13 protein-coding genes are annotated in these 14,163 nt (G+C 53.6%); all 13 read left to right on the forward strand.

The annotated features are described in order from the left end of the window. Positions 1-368: UDP binding domain-containing protein (locus B2899_RS00660; protein ID WP_286883258.1), on the forward strand; the 368-nt coding region annotated here is incomplete at its 5' end. 203 nt (positions 369-571) lie between these two features. Continuing rightward, positions 572-1,708: a hypothetical protein gene (locus B2899_RS00665; RefSeq protein ID WP_286883261.1), complete on the forward strand. Its 1,137-nt coding sequence runs from the start codon at positions 572-574 to the stop codon at positions 1,706-1,708. 13 nt (positions 1,709-1,721) lie between these two features. After that, the gene (locus B2899_RS00670; RefSeq protein ID WP_146811531.1) at positions 1,722-3,068 is read left to right on the forward strand and encodes a lipopolysaccharide biosynthesis protein; all 1,347 of its coding nucleotides are present in this window, start codon (positions 1,722-1,724) and stop codon (positions 3,066-3,068) included. Beyond that, the gene (locus B2899_RS00675) at positions 3,049-4,410 is read left to right on the forward strand and encodes a hypothetical protein (protein WP_286883263.1); all 1,362 of its coding nucleotides are present in this window, start codon (positions 3,049-3,051) and stop codon (positions 4,408-4,410) included. The genes B2899_RS00670 and B2899_RS00675 overlap by 20 nt, the downstream gene beginning before the upstream one ends. A gap of 305 nt (positions 4,411-4,715) precedes the next feature. Then, positions 4,716-5,867, forward strand: coding sequence for a glycosyltransferase family 4 protein (locus B2899_RS00680; RefSeq protein WP_286883265.1), 1,152 nt, complete (start codon positions 4,716-4,718; stop codon positions 5,865-5,867). A 67-nt stretch (positions 5,868-5,934) separates the two neighbouring features. Continuing rightward, positions 5,935-7,239, forward strand: a complete 1,305-nt coding sequence (locus B2899_RS00685) for a glycosyltransferase family 4 protein (protein ID WP_286883266.1) — start codon at positions 5,935-5,937, stop codon at positions 7,237-7,239. Continuing rightward, positions 7,236-7,946 carry an N-acetyltransferase gene (locus B2899_RS00690; RefSeq protein ID WP_146811524.1) on the forward strand — a complete coding sequence of 237 codons (711 nt, stop codon included), beginning with the start codon at positions 7,236-7,238 and terminating at the stop codon, positions 7,944-7,946. The genes B2899_RS00685 and B2899_RS00690 overlap by 4 nt, the downstream gene beginning before the upstream one ends. 205 nt (positions 7,947-8,151) lie before the next feature. Beyond that, positions 8,152-8,778, forward strand: a complete 627-nt coding sequence (locus B2899_RS00695; protein ID WP_286883269.1) for a sugar transferase — start codon at positions 8,152-8,154, stop codon at positions 8,776-8,778. After that, positions 8,779-9,936, forward strand: coding sequence for a DegT/DnrJ/EryC1/StrS family aminotransferase (locus B2899_RS00700; protein WP_281286035.1), 1,158 nt, complete (start codon positions 8,779-8,781; stop codon positions 9,934-9,936). A 14-nt stretch (positions 9,937-9,950) separates the two neighbouring features. After that, the gene (locus tag B2899_RS00705; protein ID WP_286883272.1) at positions 9,951-11,888 is read left to right on the forward strand and encodes a polysaccharide biosynthesis protein; all 1,938 of its coding nucleotides are present in this window, start codon (positions 9,951-9,953) and stop codon (positions 11,886-11,888) included. A 16-nt stretch (positions 11,889-11,904) separates the two neighbouring features. Further along, positions 11,905-12,075 (forward strand): hypothetical protein, encoded by a 171-nt coding sequence (locus B2899_RS00710; RefSeq protein WP_286883274.1) that lies wholly within the window; start codon positions 11,905-11,907, stop codon positions 12,073-12,075. Next, the gene (locus tag B2899_RS00715; protein WP_286883276.1) at positions 12,068-12,766 is read left to right on the forward strand and encodes an ABC transporter ATP-binding protein; all 699 of its coding nucleotides are present in this window, start codon (positions 12,068-12,070) and stop codon (positions 12,764-12,766) included. Before B2899_RS00710 ends, B2899_RS00715 begins: the two co-directional genes overlap by 8 nt. Beyond that, positions 12,763-13,980 (forward strand): ABC transporter permease, encoded by a 1,218-nt coding sequence (locus tag B2899_RS00720; protein WP_146811517.1) that lies wholly within the window; start codon positions 12,763-12,765, stop codon positions 13,978-13,980. Before B2899_RS00715 ends, B2899_RS00720 begins: the two co-directional genes overlap by 4 nt. Positions 13,981-14,163: the final 183 nt, after the last annotated feature.

A 14,163-nucleotide genomic window follows, 5' to 3' on the forward strand; every position in this document is an offset into this window, starting at 1 on the left:
CCAACCTGCTGAACAAGGAAGGCAAGCCGCTCAGAGGCTCGACCGTTTACCTGCTGGGTGTGGCATACAAGAAAGACATCAATGACATCCGGGAGTCCCCGGTGCTCCATATTATCGACATTCTGGAAGAAAAGGGAGCGAATATCGTCTACAGCGATCCGCACATCCCGTCTTTTAAACGTCGAGGCAAAGAATATAACGCGGTAGAGCTGGCGCAGGAGCAGCTTGAGAAAGCGGATATTGTCATAGTGACGACGGATCATACCGCATTCGATTACGATTTGATTGGCCGTTTCGCACCCGCCGTACTCGATACGCGCAATGCGCTCAAAAACGTGGCCAAGCCAAAACGCTATGAAATTCTATAAGAAATTGAGGGAGTACCATCAGAGGCATATGGACAAAGCAGAATGGATGGATCAAAATTATCATCGTTTGTTTTGCCGTTTTCTTCCTTTCCAGCACCTTCTATTCCTGGTGGTACTCATCGGGTGCTAGCCGTGAGGAGAAGGAGCTCTGGGAAGAATCCGTCACACCGTATTTGGGCCGAACGTTTAAGACGAGCCAGGAGATGTACGATGCGGGACAATTGCTGATGGTACCGCTGCATGCGGCATTTACGCTGCATGAAAGGAACTGGATGCAGCAATTCTCCGGGCATTTCGCCCGGGAATTTGCCCGGTTTGAAGCGGCACAACGGAACGAGAAAGCAGAGGATAGGCTGGGAAGGCTGCAGTATGTATATCTTTCCAGCCGTTTTCTTGTTCTGGCGGCACAGTCCGGAAAAGAGGAGCTGATTCCGACTTATCTGCCCTCTGTTCTGTACCGGGAAGTGGAAAGGGTGTGGAAGCAAGAGCCAGCCTGGCAATGGGGACGGAAACCGTTTGCCGGGGGTATGAAAGAGCGTGTCTTATGGAAGCTCTCCGACCCAAAAACGAAAAAGAACTATGAAAAGGCGATTACGGATGAAGAATTGTTTCTATTCGCAATCGCAGCAGACCTTAGAACATACGAGCGTGAGACATTCAACGGTTCAATTGAATCACCGCTGATTACCGACGTGCTGACTGTGGCGGACAAAGCGTTCCGCAAAGGCGTTAAGTTCAGAGGCAAAGGCCGCTGGGTGTTCCAGCCGGGTGTCTGGTCGGATCATCCGGATTATCTGTACGCCGGACGGCGGGAGAAGAAGCGGAATATGAAACCGGCTCCGGTGAAGGACATTGCCTGGGATACGTCGCACAGCCACCGCTTCCCGCTCTGGCTTTTGAGTCTGTCGCAGGCCCAAAAGGAAGATTCACCGCAGCGAAGCTTTTACGAAACGCTGCGTAAAGGTATGGAAAAGCAGTTTTACGAGCAGGTGCTGGTACAGCCTACACGCGAGTTCCCCGCCTACCGGACGAAGAACTTTATCGACGGGCGGAACGGGGTCTACCGCTGGGGTTATCAGAGTCTTGGACCGAACAATGGATACGGTCCATACGAGCTGTCAGGCACGTTGCTGCTTGGCTGGTGGACCTTCCTTGATTCGGATCGTATCCGCCACGTATACGGCAAGATGGCGCATCAGTTGCCGAGTATCGTGAGTGTGGCGGGCATCTATAACGGACCGGACGAGCCGCTTAAGCATGCGTCGTCGCAGCAGCAGTTAAAGCTGAAGGAACTGTTGATGAACCTGTCGGGCGGAATGGAAGTGAAGATAAAAGACTAGCGGGAAGAAAGGAGTGAACAATACACCTTTGCTTGAAAATGCTGGAATTATGACGCGGGTAAAGAAGTTTTTTTTCGGGAAAACGTTTATTCGCAATGTACTTGTCTTAACAGGAGGAACCGCATTCGCCCAACTGCTGGTCGTGGCAGTCTCTCCGCTGTTAACCCGGATGTACGGACCCGACGATTTCGGAACGCTGGCCGTATATGCTTCATTGCTTTCAGTTTTGGCAGTGATAGCATCATTACGTTATGAATTGGCCATTCTCCTACCGGAAAAAGAAGAAGACGCGGCGAACATAATGGTTCTATCACTGCTTACGCTGGTGGGAATGACCGCTCTTACCGGGACTTTCGTCTGGATGTTTGGAGACGTGCTCGTGCAGTGGGTCAACGCTCCCGCGCTGGGTCCGTATCTCTGGCTTCTGCCCTGCAGCGTATTCGGCGTCGGGCTTTATCAAATTCTAAATTATTGGTCGGTGCGCAAGCGGGAATTCGGCCGCGTTGCCGCCACGAAAGTGCGTCAGAGCACCACACAGGTGATTACGCAGATCGCCTGTGGTCTTATGGCCTGGCGTCCGCTGGGACTTCTGCTCGGTGACGCCATCGGTCGTATCGGCGGAAGCGGAACGCTGGCGCGCAATGTCCTGCGGACGGACCGTGAATCGCTTAGGGCTGTCTGTGGTGCCCGCATGAAGCAGATGGCGGTCCGCTACAAACGGTTCCCGCTGCTGACCAGTTTCTCGTCGCTCTTTAATAGTGCGGGCCTTCAGTTGCCGCCGCTCTTGCTTGTTGCGTTTTTCGGCACGCAAATCGGCGGGTTTTACGCACTGGTACAGCGGGTCGTCGGTGCGCCGATGACAATGGTCGGTCAATCGGTCGCCCAGGTGTTCTTCGGCGAGTCGGCCCGCCTGGCGCGCGAGAATCCGAAAGAGCTGAAGAAGCTGTATTTCAAAGCGGCGGGCAAGCTGCTACTTTTCGGCGGTATTCCCATCGGTCTGCTGGCACTAATCGCACCGTGGGCATTCGAACTTATCTTCGGCGACGCATGGAAAGAGGCGGGCGTCTACATTCAAATTATGGCGCCAGGCTTTATCGCCCAATTTGTCGTCGTGCCGCTTTCGCAGACACTCAATATGCTGGAGCGTCAGGGAATACAGTTGGCCTGGGATATCTTCCGCTTCGTCGTCATTATCGGCGGCCTGGTGCTATCTTCCGTGCTGAAGCTTCCGGCCCGTGAAGCAATCATCATCTACGGGGCAGGCATGTTCGTCTGCTACGTCGTGCTGTTTTTCTTGTCCGCCCGTGCCGTCATCCAACATTTCAGAAAAGGGATACAGCATGAACAACATCAAGAATAGAATCATCCTGCTTTTCGGCGCTCTGATTTACGGAGCGCTGTTGAGCTGGGTATACATCGATTTGGTCTCTCCGTACTTCGCGTATATGGGCTATGTCTATTATCCGGCTTTCACGCCGCTGTTGATATTGGGATTTACCGCTGCGGCGCTGCCCGCGTTGTGGATGCCGATTGCGGTGGAACGTCCCTCGCAGGTCGTCTACTGGATCTTGTATGTGCTGGTATATATTCCGGCGTCGATTATCCCGTTCTACACGTTAACGGTGGAGACAGGGAAGCTTGTCGCTTTTTTGTTATCCATGCTGAGTGCATTTGCCATTCTGGGAGCGTCTACGCATCTGCCTTATCTGCCGATTCGCCGCCTGGAGTTGCCGCCAATCTTATTCTGGTTAGGCATCGCATTGGTTAGTGCCGTATTTTATGCGCTGATTGTCGGCACGTACGGCATCCGGTTTGATGTCGCGGCGCTGGCCGACGTGTATGATGTGCGGGAGAAGTACAAAGAGAGTGGCGGCGGAGCCGTCTCCTATGCCATTGCCTGGCAGGCGGGCGTTATCAACCCGCTGATTATGGCATATGGCCTGGTGCTCCGCAAACCAGGTCTTGTGGCGACCGGGTTGTTCGGCCAATTGGTTATCTTCTCGATTACCGGACAGAAAAGCATCTTTTTTTCGCTGTTGCTGAACGTTGTGCTGCTGATCCTGCTAAACCGCAAGAAGGGCGGATTCGGCACCAGCATACTGTACGGCGCCACGATATTTACGGTGTTGTGTGTCATCTTGGATTGGTTCCTTAATGAGATAGCGTTCGTATCGCTGTTTGTGCGCCGCCTCATTCTGACGCCGGGGCTTCTGACGGGATATTACTTCGAGTTCTTCTCCAGCAACCCGAAAGTGTATCTGGCGCACAGCATATTTAAGAGTTTCATAGATTATCCATACTCGTTGAAGCCGGTATATTTAATCGGCTATCAATACATGGGCAGCGCTTCTACGGCGGCGAACGCCAACCTGTGGGCCGATAGCTTCGCCAACTTTGGATACATGGGTATCTTCATCTTTACCATGCTGCTGGCGGCAGTGCTCTGGATATTCGATAGCATTACCCGCCACTCAGAGTATCAGATTAAGTGCCTGATTCTCGGTATCCCGGCGTTTGCATTGTCCAACTCGGCTCTGCTGACCACGCTGCTCACCCACGGTATCCTTCTTGCCCTCCTGCTCGCCTACGTCCTGCCGGGAGTAAAGAAGAAGGAAGTCCGAGACAAAGAAGAAACAGTTTCTTCGCTAGAGTTGCAGGATACAAACCTTTCGTTATCCTATGTAACTTCATTTAGAAAATAGATTTTGATTTATGGAAGAAAAACATGAGAATACCAGCATTCATTTGGCTATGAAGAAAAACAGGTGTAAAAACACAGACGTTGCTTTTCCCTTGCTCAGCGCCGTTTCCGACAAAGCGGAAAAACGCCGACAATTGTCTCCATCCCTGAGATACCCAGATGTTTTGTCGGCGCGCTTTGACGGAAAGGGGGCGCGGACAGATCTACTTCTTTGAGGAAAAGCACGGGCGTGTCTTTACCCTGTTTTTCTTCTTACCAAAAGTGCCGTTTGTTTTTCTTCCTATAACAAAACTTGGAGCGTGACCCATGAGAAATCTAGTAATCTGCCATCTCACATCCGTTCATCCGCCGATGGATACACGGATCTTTACAAAAGAATGCAGCTCGCTCGCGGGTGCCGGATATGAGACGCATCTCGTCGCGCCGGATGCCCCCGAGGGCGTACAAAACGGTGTCCGATTCCACTCGATTGAACGCGGCCGCGGCAGGCTGAACCGCATGACGAAAACCGTGCGCGCCGTCTACCGCAAAGCGCTTGAGATTGATGCGGACGCCTACCATTTCCATGACCCGGAACTGCTTCCGGTCGGCCTGCTGTTGAAGATGAAAGGCAAAAAAGTCATCTACGACGTTCACGAAGACGTACCGCGCCAGATTCTTTCGAAATACTGGATTCCGGCGCCGCTGCGCAAAACCATCTCCCGCATGTTCGAAGCGTTCGAGAATTTCGCAGCGAAACGGTTTGATGCCATTGCAGCCGCAACACCGTTCATCAGCAAACGGTTCGCGAGCATCGGCTGCCATACCATGTACGTTAACAACTATCCGCTTCTGGCTGAATTCATGGCACCGGAGCAGGATTGGTCACGCAAAGAGCATGCTGTCACGTATGTCGGCGGCATTAGCGTGAACCGCGGCATCAAGGAAATGGTCAGAGCGATGGGCCATACGAACGCCACCCTGCTTCTTGCAGGCAAGTTCATTCCGGAATCGCTGCGGAATGAAACGACGAAGCTCGCGGGCTGGGAGCAGGTGAATGAATTCGGACATGTCAGCCGTGAGGAAGTGCAGCAGATACTGGCCCGGGGCATGGCCGGACTGGTTACGCTGCATCCGATTATCAACTACAAAGATGCGCTTCCGGTTAAGATGTTCGAATACATGGCCGCCGGTATTCCGGTCATCGCATCCGACTTCCCGCTCTGGCGCGAAATCGTCGAAGGTAACGAATGCGGCATTTGCGTCGACCCGCTCGATGAGAAACAAATCGCCGAAGCCATTCAGTATCTTGTCGACCATCCGGAAGAAGCCAAACGCATGGGCGACAACGGACGCCGCGCCATTGAACAAAAGTACAGCTGGGAAATGGAAGCCAAAAAACTCATCGCTATGTACGAAGGCTTCGAACCGCATTCCCGCCGGACGGTTTCTTTGCAAAAACGAGCGTCCTCTCCATAACACCAGTGTCGCTTCCCGGATGACGGTTAAGCTAAAACTTTTTTACAGAAAGGGGGAGAGAAAAGAAATGAACATCTGGATCTTCAACCACTACGCCATCGCACCCGGCGGAAGCGGAGGCACTCGTCATTACGACCTGGCAAGAGAGCTTGTAAAACACAATTATAACGTAACCATCTTTGCCTCCTCTTTCTCCCACCAGGAGCGCAAAGAGCGCTACATTCCGGAGAAAGATGTGAAGTGGAAGGAAGAGAGGTATAACGGAGTCCGCTTCGTCTGGATTAAAACGCCGGAATACAGGCGCAACGACTGGCGCCGGGTCGCCAACATGCTGAGCTACACCGTGCAATCGTACATACTTGGCAAAAAAAGAAGCGAAAAGCCCGATCTAATCATCGGTACGCTCATGCATCCGCTGGCGGCATTTGTCGGCTGCATGCTGGCGCGCAAATACAAATGTACCTTTTACTTCGAAGAACGCGACCTCTGGCCGCAAACCTTAATCGATCTAGGCAAGGTTTCCAGCCGCAATCCGGTAGTCTGGATGCTGCGGAAACTGGAACACTTTTTATATAGAAATGCAAAGCGCATCATCGTCCTGTTTGACAAAGCGGACAGGTACGTAGCCCAGCAGGGCATCGACACCGGAAAAGTGCTGTACCTGCCGAACGGGGCTGACCTGGATCGGTATAACACGGATACGCTTCTTTCTAAGGACCTGGAGCGAGTCTTCGCTTCTCTAGAAGGAAAGCTGATCGTCACATATACAGGAGCACACGGCATTGCCAACCATCTTGATCCGGTACTGGACGCGGCCGGCATTCTCAAAAACAAAGACAGCCGCGTTCATTTTATCATGGTTGGCGACGGCCCGGAAAAACAGCGGCTGGTTGAGAGGGCAAGAAAGGAGAAGCTCACCAACATCACACTCGTTCCGCCGGTCAAAAAAGAAGACATCCCGACCATCCTGCTTCGTTCCGATGTAGGAGTGATTTCCATGCAGGATGCGGAAATTTACAAATGGGGCTTCAGCCTGAACAAAATGTACGACTACATGGCGGCCTCGCTTCCGATTGTCCTGCTTTGCCAGCTTGATGAAACCCCGATTGAAACATCGGGTGCCGGTCTGAAAGTCAGTACGCCACAGCAGATGGCTGAAGCGCTGCAGTTCTTAGCACTCCATCGGACCGCGCTCAAGGAGATGGGCGGGAAGGGACGGGCCTACGTCGAGAACAACCACGCATGGAGAAAGCTTGCGCTTCGCCTGATGGATGTCATTGAACAAGACATTCCGCGCCGCAATGTAAGCCAGGCACAGGTACAGCCGGTGCAAACTCTACAGAACCGCGAAAGGAAGGAATATAACGTATGAACGTAACATTCGGAAAAAACACGATTATTGAAGATACGGTCGTAATGGGCAATAACGTCACCGTCGGCCATAACGTTATCATTTACGCAGGCAGCGTAATTGGAGACGATGTTGTCATCCAGGATAACGTGGTTATCGGTAAGCAGCCGACGAAAGCGAAGAATTCCGTATTAAAAGAAGTGAAGAAGAATCCACCGGTGGTGATCGGCAATGGTTGCACGATTGGCACATCGTCCATCATTTACGCCGGTGCGGTGCTGGAGAACGATGTATTCGTTGCGGATCTTGCGACGATTCGCGAGCGGGTAACGGTAGGCGAGCGCACGATTGTCGGCCGCGGCGTCGCGATTGAGAACGACTGCACGGTCGGTCGTAAATGCAAGCTTGAGACCAATTGCTATATTACGGCCTATTCCAATCTTGGCGACCACGTATTCGTTGCGCCGTGCGTTGTGACCAGCAACGATAACTATATGGCCCGCAGCAAAGAACGCTTCGGCAAGATGAAAGGCGTCACCGTCAAAGACGGCGGACGTATCGGTGCCAATGCAATCACGCTGCCGGGCATCACGATCGAAGAAGACGGCACGGTCGCCGCGGGCAGCATCGTAACCCGCGATGTGAAAAAAGAAGAGCTGGTTGTCGGCGTCCCGGCGAAGAAGCTGCGTGACGTACCGGAAGACCAACTGCTGCGCAATCAAGAGTAGTGTGAAAAAAAAAACACCATGGCATCTCAGCCATAACCCTGCCATGAAAATGAAGGGACGGGCGGCTGACTTTTGCGGTACGAGGGAAAAGAGAGAAGAGAATTTCAATGCGGAAAAAGGCGGACGCCTTTTTCTTCCCTGGATCTTCTTTCCTCTTTCTCCCTCCTCCTTTCTTCCTTATTTTTAAAAAAACGGAGTGAGAAGCATGGTAAAACGGACATTCGACCTTGTGTGCTCGCTTTCTCTGCTGACGGTCACCCTGCCGGTCATCGGGATAGTCGCCCTGCTCGTCCGCCGCAAGCTCGGAACGCCGGTATTATTCAAGCAGGAGCGTCCCGGCCTTCACGGCAAGCCGTTCTACATCTACAAGTTCCGGACAATGACGGATGAGCGGGACGAGAACGGGGAATTGCTTCCGGACGACGTGCGCCTGACGAAATTCGGCCGTCTGCTGCGCAAGTTCAGCCTTGATGAACTGCCGCAGCTGTTCAACGTGGTAAAAGGTGACATCAGCCTGGTCGGGCCGCGCCCGTTGCTGATGGAATACTTGCCGCGCTACACGCCGCGCCAGGCGCGCCGCCACGAAGTCCGGCCGGGCATTACCGGCTGGGCGCAGGTGAACGGACGGAACGCCATCAGCTGGGAAGAGAAATTCGAGCTCGATGTCTGGTATGTCGAGAATCAATCCTTCTGGCTCGACCTGAAGATTCTGTGGATGACATTTTTCAAAGTGCTTCGCTCGGAAGGCGTCAGCAAAGAAGGACACGCGACAACGACGAAGTTTATGGGACAGGAAGCGAACGCATCAAACTTGAGCGAAAGAAGGGCATAGATGATGGAGAAACGCATTTTCTTATCCCCGCCGCATATGGGCGGGGAAGAGCAGCATTATATCGCAGAAGCGTTCGAGACCAACTGGATTGCACCGCTTGGTCCGAACGTGGAAGGCTTTGAGAATGAATTGGCCGAGTACGTGGGCGCAAAAGGTGCGCTGGCGCTGAGTTCCGGTACGGCGGCGATTCATCTGGCGCTTCGCCTGCTTGACGTAGGACCCGGAGATACGGTTTTCTGCTCCAGCCTGACGTTTGTCGCCAGCGCCAACCCGATTCTGTACCAGGGAGCCACTCCGGTTTTCATCGATTCGGAACCGAAGACATGGAACATGTCGCCGGTCGCACTTGAACGTGCGATGCAGGACGCCGAAATCCAGGGGAAACTTCCGAAAGCCGTCATCATTGTGAATCTGTACGGCCAGAGCGCCGATATGGAGCCGCTGCTCGCCGTCTGCAACCGCTACGGAGTGCCGGTGGTAGAAGACGCGGCCGAATCGCTCGGTGCGACTTACAAAGGCAAGCACAGCGGCACATTCGGGAAGTTTGGGATTTACTCGTTTAACGGAAATAAGATTATCTCTACGTCCGGCGGCGGCATGCTCGTCTCGGACGATACGGAAGCGCTGGAGAAAGCGCGGTTCTGGTCTACTCAGGCCCGCGACCAGGCACGCCATTACCAGCATAGCGAGATGGGCTACAACTATCGCATGAGCAATATTCTCGCAGGCATTGGCCGGGGCCAGCTGCGTGTGCTCGACGAGCGTGTGAAAGCGCGTCGTGCCGTATTCGATCGCTATGCGGCCGCATTTGCGGATGAACCAGGTATTACTTTTATGCCGGAAGCAGAAGAAGGGTTCATGACGCGCTGGCTGACGGCTCTAACTGTAGATGAGAAACAGACAGGCGTCAGTGCTGTGCAAATTGTGGACGCGCTCGCGGAAGAGAACATCGAAGCACGCCCGGTATGGAAGCCGCTGCATCTGCAGCCGCTGTTTGCAGACTGCAAATATTATCCCCATGCCGAATATAACAGCGTATCGGATGAATTGTTTGCGAACGGGTTATGCCTGCCTTCCGGCTCCGGCCTCACGGAGGAAGATCAGGAGCGGGTCATTGCCAGCGTGAAACGCACGCTGCGAGTGTTATGCGAAAAATAACGGAGGTGGACCGAATGAAGTATTCTCAACGAATCCTGTTTTTTCTGGCCGCCGATTCGTTTATCGTGCTCTGCTCAGTGCTTGTAAGCTATCTGTTGCGGTTCGAAGGAAGCATTCCTGAGCCGTTCTGGAACAGCATGCCGTACGCCATGGTGCTTATCTGGATCGTTACCTGGTCCGTGTTCTACTTCTCCAACCTGTACCGCCGGGTATGGAAGTATGCGAGCATCGGCGAGCTGGTGCTGATTATCCGGACGACGACCATCGCGCTCGGGGTAAACCTGGTCCTGTATGTTGCGGTACGGGCGCTTGAGGTGGATGTGGTGATTCCTCTTTCCATCTTCCTGCTGTCCTGGATGACGACGACCATCGGCATCGCCGCCTCCCGTCTTATCTGGCGCATCGTGCGCGGCAATCAGGTGAAAATTCAGCCACACCATAAAAAAGCGCTGATCGTAGGTGCAGGGGACGCAGGGACACTGGTGGCGAAAGAGCTAAAGCACTTTCCGGATACGACGCTGTATCCGGTCGCGTTCATCGATGATGACCCGGCCAAGCTGTACATGGAAGTAGGCGGACTGCCTGTCGTCGGTACGCGCCGTGACATTCCGGCTATCGTAAAACGCCTGGGTATTGACACGATTATTCTGGCGCTGCCGTCCGCTGCAAAAACGGACATAGCCAATGTTATTAAAATTTGCAAGAAAACGTCGGCTCACATTAAGATTTTGCCGCGCGTCAGCGATGTCATCCACGGCAACGTATCCATCAGTACGATTCGCGATGTCAACGTGGAAGACCTGCTGGGCCGTGACCCGGTGGCGGTCGATTTGAAGGGCATTGCCGAATATGTTACCAACAAAACCATATTGGTGACCGGCGCGGGCGGCTCGATTGGTTCTGAGCTGTGCCGTCAGATTTCCGGGTTCAATCCGGAGAAACTGCTGCTGCTGGGCCACGGCGAGAATAGCATCTATGCTATCGAGAATGAGTTGAAGCGCAAGTTTCCGAATCTTGCATACGAGACGATCATCGCCGATGTGCAGGATCGGCAGCGGATTGTCGAGGTCTTCGACAAGTACCGTCCGGCCGTTGTCTTCCACGCTGCGGCGCACAAACACGTACCGCTCATGGAACGCAACCCGGCCGAAGCGATTAAGAATAATGTAATCGGAACAAAAAATGTGGCGCAGTGCGCCAACCTGTTCGGTGTCGAGCGTTTTGTGCTGATTTCGACGGACAAAGCGGTTAACCCGACCAGCGTAATGGGAACGACCAAGCGGATTGCCGAGATGATTATCCAGAGTCTGAACCGCCGCAGCATGACCAAGTTTGTCGCCGTCCGGTTCGGCAACGTGCTCGGCAGCCGCGGCAGCGTGATTCCAATCTTCAAACAGCAGATTAAAGAGGGCGGACCGGTAACCGTTACGCACCCGGAGATGGTGCGCTACTTCATGACGATTCCGGAAGCCGTACAGCTGGTGATACAGGCCGGCGCCATCGCCGAAGGCGGCGAGACGTTTGTACTGGATATGGGCGAGCCGGTGAAGATTGCCAAGCTGGCGCATGATCTCATCCGCCTGTCCGGACTTGAGCCGGATCGCGACATCAAGATTGAATACATCGGCATGCGCCCCGGCGAGAAGCTGTATGAAGAACTGCTGACCGCAGAAGAAGGTACGGCCGGTACAACGCACGACCGCATCTTTATCGGCAAACCGTCCACTTTCTCGGTCAAGGAATTCATGGCCAAGCTTGAGAAATTGGAACAGGCCGCCTCCAACAACTATATGCCGGTCGATCCGGAGCAGTTGAAGGCCATGTTGAAAGACATCGTGCCGACCTATCAACTGCCGGCGGCTAATCTGGAAGAAGCCAAGAACCGTCAGAAAGCGGCGGAAGCCGTCGTAAAACGGCTGAAGCTTGAGGTGGCACTCAGCGCGGAAAAGTAACGGGAGTTGATATCTGTTGATTACAAAGACCGCAGACAGAGGATTAAACCAGAAGATTCTGACTGATATCCTGCTTGACATCTATGAAAAGGGCGAACAGTTAAAAACAGTAGACACGCGCGACATTGTTCAGGACATTGTTTTCCAGCTCAAACCGTTTATGGAGGACGTGTCCAACTATGATTGAACTGAAAGGCATCTCCCGCCATTATAAAGACGGGCGGGAGAAAATCACGGTGCTTGAGGACGTCAATCTGAATGTACAGCAGGGGGAGTTCGTATCCATACTCGGACCTTCGGGTTCAGGCAAATCCACGCTGCTGAACATCCTGGGATTGTTGGACAAGCCGAATGCGGGAACGTACCTGCTGTCCGGCGAGGATATGACCGGCCACCGCGGCGGCAGACTGGCCGTTGTCCGCAACCGGCATATCGGCTTCATCTTCCAGCAATTCATGCTGGTTCCCCGGCTGACGGTGAGTGAGAATGTAGCACTGCCGCTGCAGTATACCCGCTTATCGGGCCGGGAGCGCTGCCGCAGAGTAGATGAAGCGCTCGAACAGGTTGGCATGCTGGCGCGCAAAAAGGACGTGCCCGCCAACCTGTCCGGGGGGCAGAAACAGAAAGTGGCGATCGCCCGCGCGATTGCCACATCGCCGTCTCTCCTGCTGGCGGATGAGCCGACCGGAAACCTTGACATCGGCTCGAAGCAAGAGGTCGTGACCATTCTCAAGCAGCTGCATGAGCAGGGGCGGACGATTATGCTGGTTACGCATGACCACGATCTTGCCCGGGTTGCGGATCGTATTTTATATGTGCGTGACCGTAAACTCGTCCCCTACGGTGAAGTGCGTGGTAAAGAGGTGGGCCTCGGATGATATTTCGGAATGTTAGCATGGCATTGCGCGGCATCTGGATGTACCGTGGCCGCTCGTTCCTTGCGCTGCTCGGCGTTGCCGTCGCCGCATTTCTCGTGATTTCGATGATGTCTGTGTTGTATAACTTCAACCAGAGTTTGCTGAAGCAATTCTCCGGTCTCGGCGCTCAACAGATTACCGTCGTGCCCGGTAAGCTCATGAACAAGAAGGCTATCAGCAGCGGCCTCTCCGATTTCTCTTCGTTCGCGCCGTCTGCAAGCACCCTGACGTACAAGGACGCAATGGACGTAAAGAAGCAGGTTAAAGGAGTGGACAAGGCCGCACCGCAGAATGAGGTAATGGGCGCACTCGTTCATGAGAAGAAGGGGTATGACATGATTTTCACCGGCACGACGCCGGACCTGCCGCCGGTGCTTGACATGCAGGTAGCGGAAGGGCGCTTCTTTACCCGGGAGGAGCTGAATAGGAAGAAACACGTCATCGTGCTCGGCTCCAATATCAAGAAGAACGTATTCGGCGATAAGCCGGCCGTCGGCAAGACGGTGGAAGTCAACCGTGAAGAATTTAAGATTATCGGCGTGCTTGACGAGAAGAAAATGTTCGGATTTAATATCGACGACCGCGTGTACGCGCCGTATCCGGTAGTAGAGAAAGTAGGCAAGGTAGATAACGCCTCGCTCCTGTTCTTTACCGCGAAAAAGGCGGAAAACGTCCCGCAGGTCGAGAAGCAGATTAACAACGTCATCGGCAAGAACCACGGGAAGAAAGACTTCAATCTCGTAAAAGCCGAGGAAGCGATTCATATGATTAAGACGGTGCTTGACCTGGTCGGCGTCATTACGCTGGCGATAACGAGCATCGCTTTCCTGGTCGGCGGTATCGGCATCATGAACGTGATGCTGCTGACGGTAAAGGAGCGGACGCGCGAGATTGGCATCCGCAAGGCGGTAGGGGCCGGGTCATGGCACATCCTGACCCAGTTCCTGTTCGAGGCCGTCTTCCTAAGCGTCGTCGGCGCTATGGCCGGACTTGCGGCCACATACGGGGCGATGTACTGGATTCACCGCTACTTCCCAATCTTGCCGAACAGCATTCCGCTGGAGATGGTGCAATACACGATTGTCTTCTCCATCGGCGCAGGTCTGCTATTCGGTATGATTCCGGCGCTGCGGGCGGTGCGGATACCGCCGATAGAAGCGTTAAGGTATGAGTAAAGAATGAAAGTGGCAGGTGAAAAGCGTGCATGGATAAAAACGGGATGTACGCCATGCGGTTCTTTTTCAGCAAGGAAGTATATTTGTCCGCGTGACATCATTCAAGCGGGACCTATCAAACCTGAGAGGCTCCTAGAAAAAAAGAAAGAGGGGAAGAGGAAAGAAGATCCGGGGAAGAAAAAG

The sequence above is a fragment of the Aneurinibacillus sp. UBA3580 genome (assembly GCF_002375825.1).
In the GTDB taxonomy this organism is placed as follows: Bacteria; Bacillota; Bacilli; order Aneurinibacillales; family Aneurinibacillaceae; genus Aneurinibacillus; species Aneurinibacillus danicus.